The sequence below is a fragment of the Priestia sp. P5 genome (genome assembly GCF_029522155.1).
Classification (GTDB): Bacteria; Bacillota; Bacilli; order Bacillales; family Bacillaceae_H; genus Priestia; species Priestia megaterium_E.
On record NZ_JAKWFJ010000001.1, the window covers coordinates 2,127,662 to 2,149,939 of the forward strand.

Below are 22,278 nucleotides of genomic sequence, written 5' to 3' on the forward strand. Positions count from 1 at the left end.
AGATGGATTTTCGTACAGAATTTAAACCGTTAACTGTTCAGCCTCAGCAAATTGAAGGAAAAAGTTTTGAAATGATTACAGAAGAGCTTGGGCCTCACCCGTTTACAGATGAACAGTACCCAATTGTTCAGCGTGTGATTCATGCGTCTGCAGACTTTGAACTTGGACGCAGCATGCTGTTTCATCCGGATGCGATTCAAGCAGGAATTAAAGCCATTCGCAGCGGCAAGCAAGTGGTTGCGGATGTACAAATGGTGCAAGTAGGAACAAACAAGCAGCGAATTGAAAAACACGGCGGTGAAATCAAAGTTTATATTTCAGATCCGGACGTAATGGAAGAAGCAAAGCGCTTAAATACAACGCGTGCAATTATTTCAATGCGAAAAGCAATTAAAGAAGCAGACGGCGGAATTTTTGCAATTGGGAACGCACCGACAGCTTTACTTGAATTAATTCGTTTGATTAAAGAAGGAGAAGCGAAGCCTGGGCTTGTTATTGGTCTGCCGGTAGGATTTGTTTCAGCAGCTGAATCGAAAGAAGAACTTGCAAAACTTGACGTGCCGTTTATTACAAACATCGGGCGAAAAGGCGGCAGTACGGTAACGGTTGCTGCATTAAATGCAATTTCAATTCTTGCAGATCAGGTGTAACGCATGAAGGAAGTACCAAAAGAACCTAAGAAACTCAGAGAAGGCTACACGACGGGCGCTTGTGCAACGGCAGCTACGAGAGCAGCTCTGCTTACGCTAATTTCAGGAGAAGTGCAAGATGAGTCAACGATTTACTTACCTGTCGGCCGCTTTGCTACGTTTCATCTTGAAGAATGCGAGTATCGCACAAGCAGCGCTGTAGCTAGCATCATTAAAGATGCTGGAGATGATCCCGATGCCACGCACGGAGCGCTGATTATTTCTGAAGTTTCGTGGTGTAATGGTGCAGACATTATCATTGATGGAGGAGTGGGAGTAGGGCGTGTGACAAAGCCCGGCCTCCCAGTTCCTGTCGGTGAAGCAGCCATTAACCCTGTTCCAAGAAAGATGCTGAAAGAAACGGCTGAACAGCTTTTAGCCCAATACAATATACAAAAAGGCGTTAGGATTGTCATCTCGGTTCCTGAGGGAGAAGAAATGGCGAAAAAGACATTAAATGCGCGTCTAGGTATTTTAGGAGGCATTTCGATACTGGGGACGCGGGGGATTGTCGTTCCGTTCTCAACAGCTGCTTATAAAGCAAGCATCGTGCAGGCAATTAGCGTTGCTAAAGCAAGTAATTGTGAGCACGTTGTCATTACGACAGGAGGCCGAAGCGAAAAGTATGGAATGAAACAGTTCCCTGAACTTCCGGAAGAAGCATTTATCGAAATGGGAGATTTTGTTGGATTCACTTTAAAACAATGTAAAAAGCAAGGAATGAAAAAAGTGTCGCTCGTAGGCATGATGGGAAAGTTTTCAAAAGTCGCGCAAGGCGTTATGATGGTTCATTCAAAAAGTGCACCTATTGATTTTAATTTTTTAGCAAAAGCAGCTTCTGAGTCAGGCGCTTCTGCTGAACTGGTAGAGGAAATAAAAGGTGCAAACACAGCTTCTCAAGTGGGAGATTTAATGACGCAAAGCGGTCATCATCAGTTTTTTGAAAAACTGTGCGAGTACTGCTGTTTATCAGTATTAAAGGAAATAGGGGACGGAATCGATGTCGATACGTCTCTTTACACATTAAAAGGAGATTTTTTAGGACAGGCGGTGCAACATGGCAATTAAAATTATTGGAATTGGTGACGATGGGAAGTTAAGTTTGCTTCCTATGTATGAACAGTGGGTGTATGAAAGTGATGTGCTAATTGGAGGAAAGCGTCACCTGGATTTTTTTCAAGATTTCGAAGGAGAAAAAGTAGCGATTGAAGGAGGGCTTTCTCCTCTTGTTGAACGTTTAAAAAACGAAGAAGGAAATGCGATTGTGTTAGCCTCAGGCGATCCGTTATTTTACGGAATTGGGAGCTATCTTTCTACGAAGCTAGACGTTGAAATATATCCTTATTTAAGTTCTATTCAGCTTGCATTCTCACGTTTAAAAGAGCGATGGCAAGACGCTTATTTTACAAGCGTGCACGGCAGGAGCATAAAAGGGCTGGCTCAGCGCATTGACGGCTATAAAACAGTGGCGATTCTAACTGATGAGCAAAATTCTCCTAGTGCTCTGGCAAACTACTTATTATCATTCGGCATGGCGGAATACAAGATGTTTGTAGCAGAGAATCTAGGTGGAGAGGAAGAGCGCTGTCAGCTGCTTTCGCTGGAAGAAGCGGCGAATCAACTCTTTTCTCCGCTTAATGTCGTGATATTAAAACAGGTAGAAAAAAGCCCAGTTTGGCCTCTTGGAATAGAGGACGATGAATTTATTCAACGCAAGCCGGACAAGGGACTTATTACTAAAAAAGAAGTTCGTACACTTAGTATTAGCGCCCTGCAGCTAAAGAGAGACAGCGTGGTGTGGGATATCGGAACATGTACGGGTTCAGTCGCGATTGAAGCAGCTAAAATTGCGCGTGAAGGACAAATTTTTGCCGTAGAAAAAAATGAAGCAGACTTGGAAAACTGCAGAGAAAATCTAGCGAAATTTCGAGTAGATGCCCATACTGTGCACGGAAAAGCACCGGAAGGGTTAGGTGAGTTTGCTGATCCTGATGCGGTGTTTATTGGAGGGACAGCAGGAGGCATGGAAACCATTTTAGACGTGTGCTGCAGCCGATTAAATTCAGGAGGGCGCATCGTATTAAATGCCGTAACGATTGAAAATTTAGCAGAAGCGATGAAAGCTTTTAAAGAGCGAGGATTTGAGACTGCTGTTACCCTTGCACAAATTTCAAGAAGCAAGCCCATTTTACATTTAACGCGATTTGACGCTTTAAACCCCATTTATATTATTACAGCCAAAAGAGGAGAATGAATATGATTGGAACATTGTACGGACTTGGAGTTGGACCGGGAGATCCAGAACTTATTACAGTAAAAGCATTTCGTAAACTAAAAGAATCACCCGTTATTGCGTATCCTAAAAAGCAAAAAGGAAGCAAAAGCTATGCCCAAAAAATTATTGATGTCTATTTCAGTGCAAATGAAAAAGATATGCTTGGCCTTGTGTTTCCAATGACAAAAGATCCTGCTATTTTGGAAAGAAAATGGACCGAAACGGTAGAACGAGTATGGGAGAAGCTTCAGGAAGGAAAAGATGTAGCGTTTGTGACAGAGGGCGATCCTATGCTTTATAGCACGTTTATTCACATGATGCGTCTAATGCAAGAACGTCACCCTGAAGCTCCGATTCAAGTAATTCCTGGTATTTCATCTATTAATGGGGCTGCATCTCGTTTAGGTATTCCGTTAGCAGACGGTGATGAACACGTAGCAATTGTTCCTGCTCGTGAAGATTATGAAACAATGAAAAAAGTATTAATGGAAAACGACTGCGTCATTTTTATTAAAGTGGCCAAAGTCATCGATTTTATGGTCGGTCTTTTAAAAGAGCTTGATTTGCTTGAAAAAGCGTCAGTGGTGACAAAAGTAACGTCAGATGAAGAAATTATCTGGAAAGCCTCAGAACTAGAAGGAGCCGATTTACAATACTTAACGCTAATGGTGGTGCGAAAATGAAGTTATACATAATCGGAGCTGGACCCGGAGATCCAGATTTAATTACCGTAAAAGGTTTAAAATTACTTCAGCAAGCAGATGTTGTTTTATATGCTGACTCACTGGTAAGTCAAGAGCTAGTTGCTAAGTCTAAACCAGGAGCTGAAGTGTTAAAAACAGCGGGTATGCATTTAGAAGAAATGGTCGGTACGATGCTTGAGCGCATGCGTGAAGGAAAAATGGTTGTAAGAGTACATACCGGAGATCCCGCTATGTACGGAGCCATTATGGAACAAATGGTGCTTTTAAAAAGAGAAGGCGTTGATATTGAAATCGTCCCGGGCGTCAGCTCCGTATTCGCTGCTGCAGCAGCGGCTGAAGCAGAATTAACCATTCCAGATTTGACTCAAACAGTTATTTTAACTCGTGCTGAAGGAAGAACGCCTGTGCCTGAGTTTGAAAAATTAACCGATTTAGCAAAACATAAATGTACGATTGCGTTATTTTTAAGCGCGACGCTCACAAAAAAAGTAATGAAAGAATTTATAAACGCCGGTTGGAGTGAGGATACGCCGATTGTAGTAGTCTATAAGGCAACGTGGCCAGATGAAAAAATTGTTCGCACAACGGTAAAAGACCTTGATGATGCTATGCGAACAAACGGCATTCGCAAGCAGGCGATGATTTTGGCAGGCTGGGCACTTGACCCCCACATTCATGACAAAGATTATCGTTCAAAACTTTATGATAAAACATTTACCCATGGCTTTCGAAGAGGAGTGAAGTCGGAATGATTCAACTCCAAGAAGGAAGAAAAGCCCTCATTACACAGCGCGGGGATTATGCTGTCGTGGCAATCACGAAACACGGCGTAGAAATTGCAAGAAATCTAGGTTGCACTTTTCAGCAGTCTGACGTATATTACATGAGCAAGTTTGAAAAAGGAGACGAACAAGAGCAGAACATCCAGCTGTTTTCAGGAAGCGTTCGGATGCTTTTGCCTTCTCTTTTTGAATCGTATAAAGGACTTATTATTATTATCTCACTGGGAGCAGTTGTGCGTATGATTGCCCCTATTTTAAAAGATAAGAAAACGGATCCTGCGGTTGTTGTCATTGATGATAAAGGCGAAAATGTCATCAGCGTGCTTTCGGGTCATATCGGAGGAGCAAATGAGCTAACGCGTGAAGTGGCGGCAGCTCTTGAAGCTCATCCTGTCATTACAACAGCATCTGATGTGCAAAAAACAATTCCGGTTGATTTATTTGGTAAGCGCTTTGGATGGGTGTGGGAATCAGCAGAAAAACTAACGCCTGTCAGCGCTTCTGTGGTAAACGAAGAAGAAATAGCAGTGGTTCAAGAATCAGGTGAAAAGAACTGGTGGCATTATGAGCACCCTGTTCCAGCTAATATTAAAACGTATTCATCAATTCACGCAGCTCTTGAAGCATCGCCACATGCAGCCTTGGTTGTAACGCATCGCAATTTAAAAGAAGAAGAAGAAGCGATCTTAGAAAACGGTGTTCTTTATCGACCAAAAGTACTGGCGATTGGGATGGGATGCAACAGAGGAACAAGCGCAGCTGAAATTGAAACCGTTATTGAAAAAACGCTTGCTGAACTTCAGTTTTCAATGAAAAGTGTAAAAGCATTATGTACAATAGAGTTAAAGAAGGATGAAGAAGGGCTGCTAGAAGTGGCGTCTAAGTACGGCTGGGAGTTTGTCTATTATTCGCCCCAAGAGCTAAACAGCATAAGTATCCAACAGCCTTCAGATGCAGTCTTTAAATATACAGGTGCATATGGCGTCAGCGAACCTGCTGCTATGTTATACAGCGGTGCTGATACGCTTGAACTTGTGAAGAAAAAGTCAGGGAATGTCACCATTTCAGTGGCCGTTATTTCATATGACTAAAGGAGAGAGCAACATGTCAAACAGAAGACTCGTCATTGCCGGTACCGGAAGTGGCGTAGGGAAAACAACACTTACAATCGGGCTGATGGCAGCATTAAGACAAGCTGGTTACAGAGTTCAAGGGTTTAAATGCGGACCCGATTATATTGATCCAACGTATCATACGGCTGTTACAGAACGAACGTCTCGAAATATAGACAGCTGGATGCTTGAGCATGATATGGTTAGAGAAATTGTCGCTCGTACTAGTGAAGATGCTGATATTTCCATTATGGAAGGAGTTATGGGATTTTTCGATGGGAAAAATCCGTTAACGAACGAAGGAACAACAGCAGAAATCAGCTTAATCACCAATAGCCCTGTCCTTTTAGTTGTCAATTGTGCTAGCATGGCTAGAAGTGCAGCGGCGATTGTAAAAGGGTTTCAGCAATTTTTACCGGAAGCTAACATCGTCGGTGTAATTGCTAACCGGGTTGGAAGTGAAGGACATTATAAACTTGTTAAGGCAGCGATCGAGCAGGAATGTCATATCCCTGTAGTAGGCTACTTGAAAAGAAACGATGATCTTACGATTCCTGAACGTCACCTCGGGCTCATTCCGTCGATTGAACGAGGAGAGTTAACACCGTTTTTTGAACAGTTAGGAAAGCTTGTTCATGATACAATTGATATCGAAAAAGTATATGAACTGGCTTTAGCTCCTAAAATAGAAATTAATGAGCCTATCTTTACAAAGCCGTCCGTACCTCAAGTGAAAATTGCTGTAGCGAGAGATGCCGCTTTTAACTTTTATTATGAAGAAAATTTCGAATTGTTAAAAGCTTACGGAGCAGAGCTTGTAGAATTTTCGCCTTTAAAAGGAGAAATGGTTCCACAAGATGCTGACGGTCTTTATATAGGAGGCGGATTTCCAGAAGAATTTGCTGAAACGCTGGCTCAGCAAATTGATGTTAAAAATTCTGTTCGAGCAGCCATCCAAAAAGGGATTCCTACACTTGCTGAGTGCGGAGGGTTTATGTTTTTAACAGATGCTATTGTCACAACAGATGATACATGCCATGAAATGGTGGGGCTTATTCCTGGACAAGTAAGAATGCAGACAAAATTGGCTGCTTTAGGGTACCGAGAAGTAACGGGAAAGCCGGGGAATTTTTTATTTAAAGGCGATATACAAGCTAAAGGCCATGAATTTCATTATTCAACCTTTCATTCAGAGAAAAAGTTTTCGCCTGCCTATGATACAAAAGGGATGCGAGGAATGAAAGAAGAAGGCTATATGAACAATAATTTAATTGCCGGTTATACGCACTTTCATTTCGGCTCTTCTACGAAGATGGTAGAAAACTGGGTGGAACAGTGTAAAGCGGTAAAAAAAGAAAGAAGAGATGCCGTGTGACAGTTGGAAAAGTATATTTAGTAGGAGCCGGACCAGGAGATCCGAAGCTAATAACCGTATATGGAATGGAGTGTATTCAAGAAGCGGATGTTATTTTATACGACCGCTTAGCCAACGAACAGTTGTTAAACTATGCTAAAAAAGACGCGGAGCTTATTTTTTGCGGGAAATTACCGGGCAAGCACGGAGTCATCCAAGATCGTATTCACGAACTGCTTGTTGAAAAAGCACTTCAAGGAAAAGTAGTGACGCGCTTAAAAGGAGGCGATCCTTTTGTGTTTGGCCGCGGAGCAGAGGAAGCTGAAGTACTTGCTACTCGAGGAATTCCTTACGAAGTAGTGCCTGGTATCACGTCAGGAATTGCAGCTCCAGCCTATGCAGGAATTCCGGTTACCCACAGAGATCATGCCACTTCTTTTGCGATTGTAACGGGTCATGGAAGAGAAGAAAAAGGAAAAGATTATTTAAATTGGTCAGCGCTTGCTCAAGGAATAGATACAATTGCGTTTTACATGGGCGTTGGAAATTTACCTCATATATGCAAGCAGTTGATGGACCATGGACGAGATAAACATACGCCAGTAGCGCTTGTTCAATGGGGCACAACGAAGTATCAGCGCACCGTAACAGGAACGCTTGCCACAATCGAAGAAATAGCAAAAAAAGCAGAAATTGCTCATCCTGCCATTGTGCTTGTAGGTGAAGTTGTGACAATTAGAGAAAAAATAAAATGGTTCGAAGAAAGAGCGGAAAATATTCTGCTTTAACGTTAAAAGGAGGAGACAATATGACGATTATTTCACAGCTAAAAGAACGAAGAGCGGTACGAGATCATGAAGCGCGTGAAGTGGAACAAGAGAAAATCGAACAGCTGCTTGAAGCAGCGACGTGGGCTCCAAATGACCGAATGAGAGAGCCTTGGAGCTTTTATGTGATTCAAGGAGAAGCAAAAAAGAAGTATGAAGAACTGGCTGAAGCATATTTAAAGGAGCGCTTTCCTACAAAGCCTCATTTAGTAGAAAGTTCGTTAAAAGCAGTAAAAAATACGCCCGTACATATCGTCGTAACAGCTGACATAGTTGAAGGAGACGAAGAAGCCACAGAAGATAACAAATATGCGGTTTCATGCGCGATTCATTCCATGTGGTTAGCAGCTAAAGAACTAGGACTTGGCTTTGTTTGGAGAACAAGAGGCGTTGGTCTTGTTCGAGACGAGAGATTGTATGAGTTTATTGGCAACCCTTCAGGTAAAGTCGTAGTAGGAAACGTTTTTTTAGGTTATCCAAATGAAGAGTCTCTTACAAAAATGAAAGAGCCTGCTAGAACATCGTTTACAGAAAAAACAACATGGCTGTAAACTGAAATTCGAAGAAAAAGAGGTTTTTAGATTGAAAGACAAACGGGGTCTTACGTTAATTTATACCGGAGACGGTAAAGGAAAAACAACCGCTGCTTTAGGTCTCGCTCTGCGCGCTACGGGACGCGGACAAAAAGTATTAATGATTCAATTTATTAAATCTCCTCAGCGTACATATGGCGAAAAGCTGATGTTTGACAGAATAGGAATTGAAATGATTCAAACAGGAGTCGGCTTTACGTGGACAAAAACACCGCCTGAACATCGTGAAGCTTTGCAAAAAGCCTGGGCGCTAACGAAGGAAAAAGTCTTCTCAAACGAATATGATGTGGTTATTTTAGACGAGTTAAATAACGCACTGGCTATCGAGAAATTTCCTATTGATGATGTGCTACCGCTACACGAAGTAATTGACCTTATTCAAAAGCGCCCGGAGCATATGCATTTGGTCATTACCGGGCGTTCTGCCAAAAAAGAAGTGATGGAAGCAGCAGATCTTGTGACGGAAATGAAGCCTCATAAACATTATTACGACGAAGGAATTCCTGCTGTAAAAGGAATTGAATTTTAAAAAGCCCTCAGTGAAGAGGGCTTTTTTTATTGAGCAGGGGCATCTACTTTTTCAGCTTGCCAGTAAAATTGGCTAATGACATCAGACAGTGCTTTTGCTGTGTTGGTTAATTCGTCAAAGTTATTATCAACTCCGCCCACTTCAATTAAAATCGCATTTTTAGAAACATCTTGGTTATATACACCGTTACCGGTTGATTTGTTTTTGCCAATAACTCCGCGGCTTAACCCAGGATATTTCTTTTCAAGACCTTCATGAAGCGCTTTTGCCATCTTTAAATTTTGTTCAAAGTTTTGATTTGCTTTCCCTAAAACAAACACGACTTTTGCATACGATTTATTGTTAATCTTAATGGTTGTATTATCTCTTCGAAGCGAATCTCGGTGCAAATCGATAAAGTAAGTTAAATCTTTATTCTCAGTCATCGCCGTTTCAATTACTGTGCGAGACATGGCGTACGATTGATTAGTATTCCATCCTTTTTCTTTTAACTTCTGTCCAATATTGGTTTGATCTACTTCTGTTCCAATTCCCTGAGCTTCTAGATCTTTTCCTAGCATATTTGCGACCATATTAATATTTGTTTTGCTATCTACAGCTTTATTAGCATCTGGATCACCTTCAAGTCCTAACAGAGGCAAGTAAGATTCCCAGCTGTGCGTATGATAAATATAAAATACCTTTTTTCCGCCAGTTGTATTATTATTTGGAGCATTCGCACCATCGTTATCTTTAGGTTGCTGAACTTTTGTAGTAGAATTTCTTTCTTTTAGCGTTTCATCTAATGGCGGTGCAGATTCTCTGGGGAAGTTTGTGAAATTTGTGCCTTCACCGGCGATGATAATATTGGAGTCGTAAATACTGAATCCAGGCAGTTCTGAACCAAACAAGCTTCTCGCGTCTTCTGCTCGAATACTTGTTGATAACTCTAGCAGTGTAGAAGAAAGACCTGGAGGCGAGTAGTTTTTATCGAAAGCCGTTGAAAAATGGTGATTTTCTTGGCTCATCAAATAATAAAGGCTCTCCGCTTTATGCTTCGATAACGTTTGATAGACAATAGAAGAATTGAACTGTTCTTTAAATGCTGAGTAACTCACTAGAACAATGATAGATGATGTCATTAAAACAATGGATAAAATAACAAGAACCATCTTATATGTTAACACTACAAAATTTGCGCGATTACTAGATTTCAATGGCGAAATCTCCTCTCTATGTCAGCATCAGGCTAATAGGTATGAAGGACTTTGCTAATCTAGTAATGATTATATGAATGGAGATTTCTAATTATGATAAGCATTTAATAGAGAAAGTAGTTTTCAAAATCAAAAAAGAAGAATCACGCGAGATATAATCTCATATTCTCCGTGATTCTTCTTCAAATAGACGTCGGATGGCTTCGCCTTTTGGAGTGAGGCTGAATCCTTTTTTCTCTTTTTTAAGCAGCTGATAGTTTTGTAATTCTTGTAAATACGTAACAATGCGCTTGCGCTTTACCGAATTTAATAATCCAAATGCGGGTATTTTATCGAGCTCTTTTTGACGAATACTGTTAGTAGAAACGCCTTCTAAAATCTGTACATAAATCTGCTGAGTTTCCGTGTTCTTTAAGGTATCTATAAGCGTTAATAACCGTAACATTTGGTTTGAATCAAAAGTTATTTGACCGATTTTTAGCGGAGTTGAAAGCAGGGCCTGACGCTGCTTATGAAGTTCATTTTCTATCTTAGCGCTTATTTCTGTCAGTTTCTTTTCTATTTCGTTTGGGTCCATATAACATGTAAATTTGTTTGTTTCCTGCAGCAGGGTGACATCTGGAAAATCCCATTGCGAAAACCATTGAATGGAACCGACTTCGAGATTTGAATTCGGTGTTTTTACTTGTAATACGTTTTGAATGAAGGAAAGAAAGCGATCGTTTTCCTGCAAAACTTGTTCTTGATTAAGTTGATAAGTGGTTAGGCTGCACAATTTGTCTTGGATTTCTTTGATGTGCACTTCATGATGCTTTAAAAGACTTTTCCACTTAAAAAAGACAAGCAGTTTTTGAGTCACTTCTTCATTTTCATCTATAATCTCTTCGAACTGCCGCTGAGTTGTAGCTAAGCGTTTGGCTGCTAGCACTACATTATACTCCTCATCGAGTGAAATAGCATCATTTGTGACATCATATGTTACGGCGAGACCTCTGTTTTCTGAGGTTAAGCGAATGATCTCGTTTTCTCCGTGAACAGTTAATACCGTATCTTCCGTATCTGAAAATCCTCTCTCAAAGGCGGTGTAAGGAAGAGAGCGAAAAGGTCTCATAATGATTTCAATCCGATTGCGCCAAAAAGCAATTTGCTCAGGGTTTTTCATAATAAAAAGCAAAGGTGATTTTTTGGATTGTTCAATTGCTTCAATCACATCTGCATTTCGATGATAAAGGGAAATGAGCGGATGTTTGAAGAAACACTTATTAATATGTTGAATCCATTCTCCTTTTGAAGAATCATGTATCCTGGCGCAAAACATGTAATCTTTCATAATGCTTCCAAGATAATTTTCCAACTCATTTTTAGTCAAAACCGTAAAATTTTGAGAATAAAACTCATCATGATGAATAGGAATGCCGCGATTCTTATTATATTCTTTCCATAGAAATGAAGTTGGTTGCCAAAAGTGAGGATAAACGTCTTCATTTTTATCAATTGCGACGGGAAAACCGCCCCTATGACTTCCATATAAGAACGTTTGAAAAAGGACGATATCTTCTTGAGATAACTCATTCATTGCTCGCTCAAAGTAGTCATTTAAACGTCCAAGTAGCCCTTTAGTATGTTTATTTCCTACGGATCGAATCGATTTATTCTTGCGTCCGAGCGGAAGAAATGTTAATTGGCTGTAAGCTGTAAAATCAACAGGCAAATTCTCTGGTAAAGTCATTTATCTAACTCCTTTCATTTATTGAGTATTTTACCTATTAAAGAAAAGAAGAAAAAGTTTTAGTGTGTCTTTAACATAAGAGTTAATTTTTAAAATTTTCTGTTAATTAATTTATAGAAGTAAAGAAAAGGGGTTCAAAGTAATTTTGAATGGGTATAGTAATAAAAATTTTGACACATATTATCGAATATATATGAATGCTGTCAAAAAAAACAACAAAAGTGATGATTCATCCAAAGGAGGAAGCTTATGGAGAATAAAGGTCCGTTTAAAAAGACGATATCCCTATTAGATTTAACATTAATTGGATTGGGGGCTATTTTTGGCTCCGCTTGGCTGTTTGCCGTTAGTAATGTCGCTACGCAAGCAGGTCCTGCAGGAAGTTTTTCTTGGGTTATTGGTGGAGTTATTATTTTATTAATAGGCCTTGTATACGCTGAGCTAGGGGCTGCCTTGCCTCGTACAGGGGGAATTATTCGATATCCTGTTTATTCACACGGTCATCTTGTAGGATATATGATTTCATTTATTACGATCGTAGCTTACACTAGCTTAATCGCTATTGAAGTAACAGCAGTGAGACAGTATGTAGCCTACTGGTTTCCGGGTTTAACAAAATCTGGATCTGATTCACCGACGATATCTGGATGGATTCTACAATTTGTGTTGCTTTGCTTATTCTTTTTACTCAATTACTGGAGTGTAAAAGCATTTGCGAAATCGAATATTATTATTTCTATTTTTAAATATTTTGTACCGCTTACAGTAATCGTAACGCTGGCATTTTATTTTAAGTCAGGAAACTTTACGATGGGAGAGTTTGCTCCCGGGGGATTTGATGGTATCCAGGCCGCCATTGCCACAGGCGGGGTTATGTTTGCCTACTTAGGCCTTCATCCAATTGTATCGGTAGCTGGAGAGGTGAAAAACCCTCAGCGCAATATTCCAATTGCTCTTGTGATTTGTATCATTCTAGCAGCTCTCATTTATACTGCCCTACAAATATTATTTATCGGAGCTATTCCATCTGACATGATTAAAGGCGGTTGGTCCGGCATTCAAGATAAATTCTCACTGCCATTTAAAGACATCGCTGTTGTTCTTGGTCTTGGCTGGCTAGCAACACTTGTTATTTTAGACGCTATTTTATCACCGGGTGGTAACGGTAATATTTTTATGAATACAACATCTAGACTTATCTATGCTTGGTCTCGTAACGGTACGCTATTTAAGACGTTTGCTCATGTGGATAAAAAAACAGGGATTCCTCGATCATCTCTATGGCTTTCATTAGGACTTTCGATTTTTTGGACACTGCCATTTCCTTCATGGAATGCACTCGTAAACGTATGCTCTGTTGCGCTTATTCTTTCTTACGCGATTGCACCAATTTCATCAGCGGCCTTTATGGTGAACGCAAAAGATTTGGAAAAGCCTTTTAAATTAAGAGGAATGAGTATAATTGGTCCATTATCCTTTATTTTTGCTTCCTTTATTGTCTACTGGTCAGGATGGAAGACTATTTCATGGCTGTTAACTTCTCAACTGGTTATGTTTGTTATATATTTGATTTTTGCTAAATATGTGCCTAAAAACGAAGTAAGTCTTCGTCAGCAGATTAAATCAACTTGGTGGTTAGTTGCTTATTATATCATCATGCTCTTTATTTCTTATATTGGTTCGTTCGGCGGAGGAAAGGGTTTGATCGATACGCCTGTAGACTTAATTATCATAGCGGTCGTATCTCTTGGGATTTATTATTGGGCTAAATATACGGGCCTTCCAAAAGCGCTTATTGATTACGATCACCATCCTGAACAGGAAGAAAAAGCACCTGTATAACCTGTAAAGCAGCGATATTCGCTGCTTTTTTCTATGTTATTTGAACATGAATTTCTAAAGTTTGTCGTATAATTTAGTAGGAAAGAAGGAATTAGCACATTATTGTTTAATTAATGTAATGTAACCGTTTTAAATCCAACGCTTGGAGGAAGAGTATGATTGAAAAAATAATAAATTCACTTCGAAAGCGGCTGTGGGAAAACAATAATGTTATAGAAGTGTGTAAAAATGAAGGAGAAGTATACAGAACCACTTGTACTTTTTTTGATGGAGTAAGCAAGAATCAACTGAATGTTTTTGAAGAAGAAATGCATGTATCACTTCCTGAAGACTACAAGCAGTTTTTGCAGCTAACAAATGGGTGTAATTTGTTCATTGATGCTGACAAAAAAATAGCAGGGAATCTTTATAGCTTAGAAGATGTAAGAGAAACAGCTTATAAAAGTCAGAGTCTCTATATGACAATTGGGTCTGTTGGAGAAGAAGAGATTATCATTGACTCTAAAAAATCAGCGCACTCTGCATATATAATAGTAAAAAAGCGGAACGCATCGTTTCAAGATGCACATGTATTACATATGAATTTTCAAAAATGGCTGGATTGTTTTATAGTGAGTCAAGGGAATTGTTTTTGGCACTGGAATGGGCTTTGTAATAAAGTTCATTCAACGGATAAAAAGACGACGGCTCAATAATATTATCTTCTAATAAATAAACGAGCACACTAGTGTGCTCGTTTATTTATTAGAAGGAAGACGTTCCCAACCGTATGCTTCGTCTTCAACTTTAGTGTCTCCAAATTGACTTGTGCGATTCAAGATTTTTTTGCCGCCTAATTTTTTATAAAACTGAACGGCTTTCTTATTTTTCTTCATAGCCCAAATAATCATAGACGTATAGTGCTGATCAGTAAATTCTTTTACTGAATGAGAAAACAGAAGATGACCAACTCCTTGATTTTGCACTTCCTTGCAAACGTATAGCGCGTATATTTCAGCACCGGACAAACGAGGCTTACCTGCTGAAAAGCCGACAATCTTTTCTCGTTCATCGATAGCGAGCAAAATAAAATGAGAAGGCTCGGTAAGAAAGAAGGACCATTTTTCTGCACTTTGTTTATAAGACAAGCTGTTTAAATAAGCATCAGGTACTAACCCTTTGTATGTAATGCGCCAGCTGTCTACGTATAAACGGGCAACAGAAGGGATGTGAGAGGAAGTAGCTTTGATAATCTTCATTAAAAAGTCTCCTTTTTTAAAATATTAAGACAGATAGTATACCTTTCAGCCTAAGAATATTATGAAAAATAGATCATAATTTTCCAGTAATTCATAAAATGGTAAAAAAGGTGGTGTTCATTCTCACTCTATCACGGTAAAGTGAGAATATACATTTGTTTTGTTGTTTTAATTTTTGCTATATGTATAATGTCTAACGATCTATTTGTTATTCACCTTTACTAGTCTATCAAATAGTTTTGTTAAAGCCAAAGGGGCATAGGGTAAGTCATGTCAATTCAGCTGCGTTTTGTTTTAACGTATATCAGTATTGTGTTTGTCTTTATTATTTTGCTTTTTTTATCGGGCTTTCTCATTTTCTTCTCTATTACTGGAGACGCCGATTTTGTAAGAAAACTGTACAGTCACTCCTATGAGTATAAATTGTTAACGCCAGAAGAAGAAAATGCATTCTTAGATTTAAAGTTATTGAGTGAAAAAAAACCAGAACAGCTGCTGCGGCCGGAGACGGTTAAAAAATATGAATTTGAAAATATTGATATTGTGATTCAAAAAAACACAGAGGTTGTATATGCTTCAGAATCCATTAAAGGAGAAAACCTTCGTAAATACTTGCCAAAGCATCAAAAAAGTAAAGGAAATCATTCGTATCAGCAGGACATGCTGCGCATAGGCAAGCAGTACTTTACATATATCAACCTTGATTTTCCTTTCTCAAATCAAGAAAAAGGAAGCATTTACGTTTTGCGAAAAATCAGCCCTTATGTAGGCATTATTAATCGAATTTTCCCTTTTTTAATCTTTCTACTATTAATTTTAGTGATTGTGATTATTGGATTTTTAAACTATCTTGTTTCAAGAAGCATTATTAAACCCATTCGTGAATTAAAAGAAGCGGCTGAAAAAATAAAACAAGGTGATCTTCACTTTGAGATCTCTGCTAATTCAAAAGATGAAATTGGCGAATTAACGCAAGCTTTTGAAGAAATGAGGCAAAAACTAAAATCTTCTGTTGAACTGCAAATTCAATATGAAGATAATCGAAAGCAGCTGCTTTCAAGTATTTCACACGATTTACGAACTCCTATTACTTCCATTATAGGATATGTAGAAGGAATTCAAGATGGCGTAGCTAATACGCCAGATAAGCTTTCTAAATATTTGTTAACGATTTCAACGAAAGCAAAAGACATGAATGCGTTAATCGATGAGCTGTTTTTATTTTCTAAATTGGATTTGCACGAAATTCCATTTGTATTTAAAAAACTTAATCTTTCTGCTTTTATGAAAAGTTATGTGCAAGAGCTTCAGTTTGAAATGAGCGAACATGATATTGATGTTTTATTTTCCGATAATTCTCTAACCACACTGTATGCAAAAGCAGATGCTGAGCAGCTGCGAAGAGTTTTAATAAATTTAACAACCAACAGTATTAAATTTATGGATAAAGAAAGAAAAAGAATCGATATCGTTCTTTCCGCTACCGAAAGTGAACTCATTATTGAAGTGAAAGATAACGGCTCTGGTATTTCACCGGAAGCATTAGCGCATATTTTTGACCGGTTTTATCGGGCAGAACAGTCCCGCAACAGCAATACTGGAGGAAGTGGACTTGGACTAGCCATTGCAAAACAAATTGTTGAACGCCACGGGGGAGACATCTGGGCACTAAGTAAGCTTGGCGAAGGAACAAGTATTTTCTTTTCTTTGCAAAAAATGAATGAAAATGGTGATACACATGAAGAAGATATTGTTGATTGAAGATGAAGTAAGTATTGCTGAATTGCAAAGAGATTATTTAGAAATTAACGATTTTGAAATAGACGTTCAATATAGCGGGGATAAGGGATTAGAAAAAGCGTTAAATGAACATTTTGATTTGGTTATTTTGGATATTATGCTCCCTAAAGTGAGTGGATTTGAAGTGTGCAAGCAAATTCGAGCTGCAAAAGATATTCCAATCATTTTAGTTTCAGCTAAAAAAGAAGAAATCGATAAAATTAGAGGGCTCGGGCTAGGTGCAGATGACTATATTACCAAGCCATTCAGCCCTGGGGAGCTGGTCGCAAGAGTCAAAGCGCATTTAGCGAGATATGAAAGACTCTCTGATAAGCAGGAAAAGCGTATGATTCGTATTCATGGCTTAGCGATTGACACGCTGGCTAGAAGAGTATTTGTGAATGACAAAGAAGTGTTTTTTACAGCGAAGGAATTCGATTTGCTGAAGTTTATCGTTTCTCATCCAAATCAAGTATTAAGTAAAGAACATCTATTTGAAAAAATTTGGGGGTTTGATTCTTCAGGAGACATTTCAACCGTAACAGTTCACATTCGAAAACTAAGAGAAAAGTTAGAAGAAAACCCAGCAGATCCTCAGTACCTAGAAACGGTTTGGGGAGCGGGGTACCGGTTTAATATTTAAAAAAGAGATCCGAACGATTAATCGTTCGGATCTCCTTTTTATTACGTAGTAACGATTCTATGATGAGCTTTAATCTTACTGACGGGAGGTTCGGAGGAAAATATATTTTTTTCACCGATCTTATCGTATAGACCGGTTGACTTTAACATTTCTTTCGGCTGGTGCTGTAAGCCAGAAATAACGACTTGGCTATGCGAATCTTTCAACCGTTCGACCACCTTTGATAGTAAAGCTTCTCCAGATGTATCAATAAAGGATACTTGGCTCATTCGAAGCAATAAAACTTTCGGTTTCGCTTCGACGATGTTATCAAAAGAATCTTCCAGTACTTCAGCCGATCCAAAGAAAAGAGATCCTTGCATGGTATATTCCATCAACTCAGATTTGTTAGCGTTTTCAGATGTTTCCGCTAAAACCTTTGAAATCTTCAGTGATCCGCTCATTCGTTTCACGAACATGACAATAGCTAAAAGTAGACCCACGCCTACACCTGTTGTTAAATCGATTGAAACTGTTAATAAAAACGTAGCTACAAGTACAAATGAATCAGCTGACTTGGTTTTTAAAATATGCGCAAATTCTTTACGCTCACTCATATTCCAAGCCACAAACATTAAAATAGGTGCCATACTTGCCAGCGGAATGTTTGATGCATAAGGAGCCAGCATCACAAGGACCGATAAAACAACTAAGCCGTGTATGACTCCTGATAACGGAGAAGCCGCCCCGTTTTTAATATTGGTAGCTGTTCTGGCAATGGCACCAGTTGCTGGAATTCCGCCAAATAGAGAGGTAGCAATATTAGCAATTCCTTGACCGACAAGTTCTTTATTGCTATTATGCTTGGTTTTGGCCATATTATCAGCAACAACAGCCGATAGTAAAGATTCAATACCTCCAAGCATCGCGATTACGCAGGCAGCCGGAAATAGCATCACGATGTTATCCCATGTTAAATCTGGGAAGCTAAAAGATGGTAGTTTACTCGGAATGGCACCGTAAGTAGAGCCAATCGTTGCAACTTTTCCGGGGAACAGTGTAATGGCTACAAGTGTGGAGACAAGAAGACCTAGAAGGGCACCTGGAATTTTAGGTAAAAACTTTGGCGTTGTAATAACGATAGCTAAACAAATAGCGGCTATGATAACGCTGTAAATGTTAATCGTTGCAATTTTTCGTAGGATTTCAATCATATTTAAATGAAATTCCTCATGTTTTGCAATTCCTTTTAATCCTAAAAAATTAGCGATCTGACCTGAGAAAATAATAATCGCAATTCCTGCTGTAAATCCAATCGTCACAGGGCGCGGAATAAACTTTATAAATTTCCCTAGCTTAAATACTCCGAGAAGCGTAATCATAATTCCAGCCATAAAGCCGGCAATAATGAGGTTCTCATAACCAAACTGCATGACAACTCCAAGCAGCACCGGAACAAATGCACCCGTTGGACCTGCAATTTGAAATTTCGATCCGCCTAATATTGAAACCATAATCCCTGCGATAATGGTTGTATAAATCCCGTATTCAGGTCTTACACCAGAAGCAATGGCAAAGGCCATCGCTAAAGGAATAGCAACGACCCCAACAACCAAACCGGCGATAATGTCTTTTTGTAAATGCCCTGCTGAATAGCCTTGAAATCGGTTATCTTTTAGCATTCAATAGGATCCTCCTTCATGAGCTTACGGCTTCAGTTCGGTCTTGGGAATAGCCGTTTACAACGACGTCAAGTTTTCCGGTTGAAGGATGAATAACCATTCCAGAAACAAGCACGTCTTTTGGTAATAGAGGGTGATTTCGAATCATATCCACACTGTTTTCGACACTATCCTCTACACATTCAAACCCAGTCAGCCATGATTCTAAATCAATACCAGCATATTTTAGATTACGAATCTGTTCCGTGCTAATCCCTCTTTGTTCAGCAGAGGCTAAAATAGCTTCAGCTTTCATGCCCGTCATTCCACATTCATGATGACCGATGACACATACTTCATCAGCTTGCAAAGCGTAGACGGCAACTAATATACTTCTCATGACGCTGCCAAAGGGATGGGAGATAACAGCTCCGGCATTTTTCACTATTTTTGCATCTCCATTTTTTAGCCCCATGGCTTTAGGAAGTAATTCTAACAAACGTGTATCCATACAAGTTAAGATTACTATTTTTTTGTTAGGAAATTTGGATGTTTGAAAAGCCTCAAATTGATTATTTGTTACAAATTTTTCATTAAACTTTAAAACTTCAGATAGACAAGTCATTGTTTTCCTCCTGCGTTATTTATTTTTAACTTATTTTTTAGTCTAAAGATAAAGTTTAAAAACGAACTAAATAAAATATTAAAATTTTCTTAAAATATTCAGAAAAAACTTATAAATAAATAAAAATTATATGCGTGAAATTATGTAAGCGCATTCTTTGTTTGTTTTCACGAAAAATAGGAATTATATGTTAAAATGGTACAAAGTTGGAATTTTCTAAAAGAATGGTAGAGAGGAGGAAGACAAAAGTGAAGGCTCTTATAGCAATAGGCATTATTTTCTGTTGTTTAGTAGGGTGCAGTTCTAATGCCCAAGTTACCAACGACAAAGAAATGGGGGAGAATATTCAGGAATCATTTGCAAAAAAAGGTGTAAGCTCAGTGGATGTATCGAAGTTAAGTGATTTTAAATGGGAAAAAGGATATTTATTCACAAACAAAAGTAAGAAAGCCGACGTAGAAAGACTTGTAAACGCACCGATTAGTGAAGAGGTGATGAAAAAAATAGTTTCTGCTGATCAAATGCTTGTGTTTGTACACGAAGGAGAAATTGTCCGCTATGTAGAACTACCCCAAGATTTCATAGCGCATGATAAAAACCAACTTGAATTTTCATTTTCTCATTCGGAACTAAAATTTAATAAAAACAGGGAGGGCAAGCCTATAAAAGCAGGAGATAAAACATTAAGTTCAGAAGATGCTTTAACTGTGAAATCAATTATGAAACAAATTCAGTGGAAAAAAGCTGATTACAGCGTCGCTCTTGACCCAGATGTACAGCTTACTTATGAGGGCGCTGTATACAATGTACGATTCACCTCCGATAGTGCGGAACTTACTTCTAAAAAAAGAGGAGTGTACGGTAAAGTAACAGGAGAAACAGCACAGCAGCTATATGACATATTGATGTAACCTATTGATTTTTCAATAGGTTTTTTCGTGCACATATTTTTAAGATTTACATAAAATACCTTAACATTGTTGACATTAACGTTAACGTTAATCTATAATGAGTATATAAGTAATTGACGTTAACGTTAATGTTAATGAAAGGTGAGGTGAAACATATGTATTTAATCGATGACGTGACGAAAATGACCGGTTTGACCAAGCGTGCTCTTCGGTATTATGAAGAGATTGGACTCATTTTACCCCCGCAGCGCACAAAAGGAAATGCACGGATTTATTCCGAAGAAGAGGTAAAAGAACTAAAAAAAGTAGCAGAAGCAAAGGAAGTTCTCGGTTTTTCTTTACAGGAGCTACAGCAGTTTATGTCGCTCAAAAGAATGATTGAAGAAAGAAGTGAGCAGCAAGGGTTATCAGCGAAAGAGATAACGCAAATAGAAAATTTACTGGAAAATCAAATCAAGATGATTGAATTTAAAGTGGTTAAAATGCAGGCATTTAAAACAGAATTAAAAGAAATGCGAGAATCTGCTATGGAAATACATGAAAAAACAAAAGGAGAGATGAAAGAGTGGAAGGACAGCATTCAAATAACCGATTAGGTCAAATTATTACGGTAGTAGCTACTTTTTTAGCATTTATGGGAATCGGGGTAGTAGATCCGATTTTACCGGAGATTGCTAAGCAAATTGGAGCTTCTCATTGGCAAGTTGAAATGTTATTTACTTCATATTTATTAATGATGGCTATCATGATGATTCCAGCAGGCATCTTAGCATCACGTGTAGGAGACAAGCGCTTGATGGTAACAGGCCTTATCATTGTGACGATTTTTGCAGCGCTATGCGGATTTTCTAACAATATTCCTCAGCTTTCTATTTTCCGAGCGGGATGGGGACTTGGTAATTCGTTTTTCTTTGCAACAGCTATGACGCTGCTTATTGCATTATCAGGTGAAGTGAAAAAAGCAGTAGGATTATATGAAGCTGCAATTGGTTTGGGAATGGCCGGAGGACCGCTTGTAGGAGGCGTGTTAGGAAATGCTTCTTGGAGATTGCCGTTTTTTGGTACAAGTGCTTTAATTTTTATCGCCTTTATTTTAGTATTAACGATTGTTAAACAGCCTACAAGCACTAAGCCTCGTAAAGCAGCGGGTTTTAAAGACATGGTAAAACTTTATAAATTAAAACCTTTTACTCAAGGCGCTGTATCAGGCATGCTTTATTACTACGGATTTTTTACAGTGTTAGCTTATACGCCGCTTATTCTATCGATCGGAGCTCTTCAAATTGGCTTTGTTTTCTTTGGATGGGGATTATGTTTAGCTTATGGCTCAGCGGTTTTAGCACATCAGTTAGAAAAAAGATATCAGCCAAAACAAGTGTTACATGTTAGCTTAATTGTTTTTTCACTTATTTTAATTTGTTTATTTGCCTTTGATGCAACATGGTTGCGCATTGTTTTAATTATGGCAGCAGGTCTTGTATCAGGACTTAATAATGCATTATTTACGAGTCATGTAATGGAAGTATCTCCTTATGAACGAGGAATTACATCTGGAGGATATAATTTCTTAAGATGGTTAGGCGCAGCGTTTGCTCCTTTACTATCAGGAGTTATTGGCAATGCCGTAGCGCCTCAAGCTCCTTTTCTCGTAGCAGCGATTCTTGGATTGTTAGCTTTTGTTATTATGGTTATAAAAGTAAAAACAACTTCTCAAACGAATGAAGCTGTATCTAAATAAACGTTGAAATAAAAGGCTTTTTCTTGTAAAAAGCCTTTTATTTTGTTTTATGTTATAATAGTAAAAACGTTT

Annotated in this window: 22 protein-coding genes; 17 read left to right on the top strand and 5 right to left on the bottom strand. The window is 38.7% G+C overall.

All coding sequences use genetic code 11. From position 1 onward, the window contains the following. Positions 1-2: 2 nt before the first annotated feature. From MMB69_RS11490 to cobO, 10 genes are read left to right on the top strand one after another with little or no spacing between them, the layout of a single operon-like run. A complete protein-coding gene (locus MMB69_RS11490) occupies positions 3-650 on the top strand; it encodes a precorrin-8X methylmutase (RefSeq protein ID WP_013083415.1) in 648 nt (215 codons plus the stop codon). Between the two features lie 3 nt (positions 651-653). Then, a complete protein-coding gene (locus MMB69_RS11495; protein WP_277447752.1) occupies positions 654-1,757 on the top strand; it encodes a cobalt-precorrin-5B (C(1))-methyltransferase in 1,104 nt (367 codons plus the stop codon). After that, positions 1,747-2,943 carry a precorrin-6y C5,15-methyltransferase (decarboxylating) subunit CbiE gene (gene cbiE, locus MMB69_RS11500; RefSeq protein ID WP_277447753.1) on the top strand — a complete coding sequence of 399 codons (1,197 nt, stop codon included), beginning with the start codon at positions 1,747-1,749 and terminating at the stop codon, positions 2,941-2,943. The genes MMB69_RS11495 and cbiE overlap by 11 nt, the downstream gene beginning before the upstream one ends. Positions 2,944-2,945: 2 nt before the next feature. Further along, complete coding sequence (gene cobI, locus MMB69_RS11505; RefSeq protein WP_013057310.1) at positions 2,946-3,647, top strand: precorrin-2 C(20)-methyltransferase; 702 nt, start codon at positions 2,946-2,948, stop codon at positions 3,645-3,647. Next, positions 3,644-4,420 (top strand): precorrin-4 C(11)-methyltransferase, encoded by a 777-nt coding sequence (gene cobM / locus MMB69_RS11510; protein WP_057273283.1) that lies wholly within the window; start codon positions 3,644-3,646, stop codon positions 4,418-4,420. The genes cobI and cobM overlap by 4 nt, the downstream gene beginning before the upstream one ends. Next, entirely contained in the window at positions 4,417-5,541 is a 1,125-nt protein-coding gene (locus MMB69_RS11515; RefSeq protein ID WP_221785022.1) for a cobalt-precorrin 5A hydrolase, read from the top strand. Before cobM ends, MMB69_RS11515 begins: the two co-directional genes overlap by 4 nt. Before the next feature lie 13 nt (positions 5,542-5,554). Continuing rightward, on the top strand, positions 5,555-6,937 hold the full coding sequence (locus MMB69_RS11520) for a cobyrinic acid a,c-diamide synthase CobB (protein WP_221785023.1): 1,383 nt from the start codon (positions 5,555-5,557) through the stop codon (positions 6,935-6,937). After that, positions 6,934-7,704: a uroporphyrinogen-III C-methyltransferase gene (gene cobA, locus MMB69_RS11525; protein WP_014459835.1), complete on the top strand. Its 771-nt coding sequence runs from the start codon at positions 6,934-6,936 to the stop codon at positions 7,702-7,704. The genes MMB69_RS11520 and cobA overlap by 4 nt, the downstream gene beginning before the upstream one ends. Positions 7,705-7,724: 20 nt before the next feature. Continuing rightward, a complete protein-coding gene (locus tag MMB69_RS11530) occupies positions 7,725-8,294 on the top strand; it encodes a nitroreductase family protein (protein WP_014459836.1) in 570 nt (189 codons plus the stop codon). A gap of 31 nt (positions 8,295-8,325) precedes the next feature. Further along, positions 8,326-8,865 (top strand): cob(I)yrinic acid a,c-diamide adenosyltransferase, encoded by a 540-nt coding sequence (gene cobO, locus MMB69_RS11535; protein WP_014459837.1) that lies wholly within the window; start codon positions 8,326-8,328, stop codon positions 8,863-8,865. Between the two features lie 26 nt (positions 8,866-8,891). Here cobO and spoIIP read toward each other — a convergent pair whose 3' ends face one another. Both spoIIP and MMB69_RS11545 read right to left on the bottom strand, forming a co-directional pair. Next, positions 8,892-10,061: a stage II sporulation protein P gene (spoIIP, locus tag MMB69_RS11540; RefSeq protein WP_264407599.1), complete on the bottom strand. Its 1,170-nt coding sequence runs from the start codon at positions 10,059-10,061 to the stop codon at positions 8,892-8,894. A 160-nt stretch (positions 10,062-10,221) separates the two neighbouring features. Beyond that, the gene (locus MMB69_RS11545) at positions 10,222-11,790 is read right to left on the bottom strand and encodes an RQC-minor-2 family DNA-binding protein (RefSeq protein WP_277447754.1); all 1,569 of its coding nucleotides are present in this window, start codon (positions 11,788-11,790) and stop codon (positions 10,222-10,224) included. Positions 11,791-12,039: 249 nt separating this feature from the next. Here MMB69_RS11545 and MMB69_RS11550 point away from each other — a divergent pair, with 249 nt between their 5' ends. Further along, on the top strand, positions 12,040-13,632 hold the full coding sequence (locus MMB69_RS11550; protein ID WP_074680910.1) for an APC family permease: 1,593 nt from the start codon (positions 12,040-12,042) through the stop codon (positions 13,630-13,632). A 155-nt stretch (positions 13,633-13,787) separates the two neighbouring features. Then, positions 13,788-14,327 (top strand): SMI1/KNR4 family protein, encoded by a 540-nt coding sequence (locus MMB69_RS11555; protein WP_269870782.1) that lies wholly within the window; start codon positions 13,788-13,790, stop codon positions 14,325-14,327. 42 nt (positions 14,328-14,369) lie between these two features. Here MMB69_RS11555 and MMB69_RS11560 read toward each other — a convergent pair whose 3' ends face one another. Then, positions 14,370-14,870, bottom strand: a complete 501-nt coding sequence (locus tag MMB69_RS11560; RefSeq protein ID WP_269870781.1) for a GNAT family N-acetyltransferase — start codon at positions 14,868-14,870, stop codon at positions 14,370-14,372. A gap of 270 nt (positions 14,871-15,140) precedes the next feature. Here MMB69_RS11560 and MMB69_RS11565 point away from each other — a divergent pair, with 270 nt between their 5' ends. Together MMB69_RS11565 and MMB69_RS11570 are read left to right on the top strand one after the other, a co-directional pair. Continuing rightward, complete coding sequence (locus MMB69_RS11565; protein ID WP_277447756.1) at positions 15,141-16,631, top strand: sensor histidine kinase; 1,491 nt, start codon at positions 15,141-15,143, stop codon at positions 16,629-16,631. After that, positions 16,609-17,292, top strand: a complete 684-nt coding sequence (locus MMB69_RS11570; protein WP_013057296.1) for a response regulator transcription factor — start codon at positions 16,609-16,611, stop codon at positions 17,290-17,292. The genes MMB69_RS11565 and MMB69_RS11570 overlap by 23 nt, the downstream gene beginning before the upstream one ends. 41 nt (positions 17,293-17,333) lie before the next feature. Here MMB69_RS11570 and MMB69_RS11575 read toward each other — a convergent pair whose 3' ends face one another. Then, positions 17,334-18,953, bottom strand: a complete 1,620-nt coding sequence (locus MMB69_RS11575; RefSeq protein ID WP_277447757.1) for a SulP family inorganic anion transporter — start codon at positions 18,951-18,953, stop codon at positions 17,334-17,336. Positions 18,954-18,969: 16 nt separating this feature from the next. After that, positions 18,970-19,557, bottom strand: a complete 588-nt coding sequence (locus tag MMB69_RS11580) for a beta-class carbonic anhydrase (RefSeq protein ID WP_221785031.1) — start codon at positions 19,555-19,557, stop codon at positions 18,970-18,972. Between the two features lie 206 nt (positions 19,558-19,763). Here MMB69_RS11580 and MMB69_RS11585 point away from each other — a divergent pair, with 206 nt between their 5' ends. From MMB69_RS11585 to MMB69_RS11595, 3 genes are all read left to right on the top strand, one after another. Further along, a complete protein-coding gene (locus MMB69_RS11585) occupies positions 19,764-20,468 on the top strand; it encodes a hypothetical protein (RefSeq protein WP_277447758.1) in 705 nt (234 codons plus the stop codon). 155 nt (positions 20,469-20,623) lie between these two features. Continuing rightward, on the top strand, positions 20,624-21,064 hold the full coding sequence (locus tag MMB69_RS11590; protein WP_221785033.1) for a MerR family transcriptional regulator: 441 nt from the start codon (positions 20,624-20,626) through the stop codon (positions 21,062-21,064). Continuing rightward, positions 21,034-22,206, top strand: a complete 1,173-nt coding sequence (locus MMB69_RS11595) for an MFS transporter (RefSeq protein WP_014459848.1) — start codon at positions 21,034-21,036, stop codon at positions 22,204-22,206. The genes MMB69_RS11590 and MMB69_RS11595 overlap by 31 nt, the downstream gene beginning before the upstream one ends. Positions 22,207-22,278: the final 72 nt, after the last annotated feature.

Coding starts and splice junctions, on each gene's coding strand:
- MMB69_RS11490 (WP_013083415.1), top strand. CDS start 3: ATGGATTTTCGTACAGAATTTAAACCGTTAACTGTTCAGCCTCAGCAA.
- MMB69_RS11495 (WP_277447752.1), top strand. CDS start 654: ATGAAGGAAGTACCAAAAGAACCTAAGAAACTCAGAGAAGGCTACACG.
- cbiE (WP_277447753.1), top strand. CDS start 1,747: ATGGCAATTAAAATTATTGGAATTGGTGACGATGGGAAGTTAAGTTTG.
- cobI (WP_013057310.1), top strand. CDS start 2,946: ATGATTGGAACATTGTACGGACTTGGAGTTGGACCGGGAGATCCAGAA.
- cobM (WP_057273283.1), top strand. CDS start 3,644: ATGAAGTTATACATAATCGGAGCTGGACCCGGAGATCCAGATTTAATT.
- MMB69_RS11515 (WP_221785022.1), top strand. CDS start 4,417: ATGATTCAACTCCAAGAAGGAAGAAAAGCCCTCATTACACAGCGCGGG.
- MMB69_RS11520 (WP_221785023.1), top strand. CDS start 5,555: ATGTCAAACAGAAGACTCGTCATTGCCGGTACCGGAAGTGGCGTAGGG.
- MMB69_RS11530 (WP_014459836.1), top strand. CDS start 7,725: ATGACGATTATTTCACAGCTAAAAGAACGAAGAGCGGTACGAGATCAT.
- MMB69_RS11545 (WP_277447754.1), bottom strand. CDS start 11,790: ATGACTTTACCAGAGAATTTGCCTGTTGATTTTACAGCTTACAGCCAA.
- MMB69_RS11550 (WP_074680910.1), top strand. CDS start 12,040: ATGGAGAATAAAGGTCCGTTTAAAAAGACGATATCCCTATTAGATTTA.
- MMB69_RS11555 (WP_269870782.1), top strand. CDS start 13,788: ATGATTGAAAAAATAATAAATTCACTTCGAAAGCGGCTGTGGGAAAAC.
- MMB69_RS11560 (WP_269870781.1), bottom strand. CDS start 14,870: ATGAAGATTATCAAAGCTACTTCCTCTCACATCCCTTCTGTTGCCCGT.
- MMB69_RS11565 (WP_277447756.1), top strand. CDS start 15,141: ATGTCAATTCAGCTGCGTTTTGTTTTAACGTATATCAGTATTGTGTTT.
- MMB69_RS11570 (WP_013057296.1), top strand. CDS start 16,609: ATGAAGAAGATATTGTTGATTGAAGATGAAGTAAGTATTGCTGAATTG.
- MMB69_RS11575 (WP_277447757.1), bottom strand. CDS start 18,953: ATGCTAAAAGATAACCGATTTCAAGGCTATTCAGCAGGGCATTTACAA.
- MMB69_RS11580 (WP_221785031.1), bottom strand. CDS start 19,557: ATGACTTGTCTATCTGAAGTTTTAAAGTTTAATGAAAAATTTGTAACA.
- MMB69_RS11590 (WP_221785033.1), top strand. CDS start 20,624: ATGTATTTAATCGATGACGTGACGAAAATGACCGGTTTGACCAAGCGT.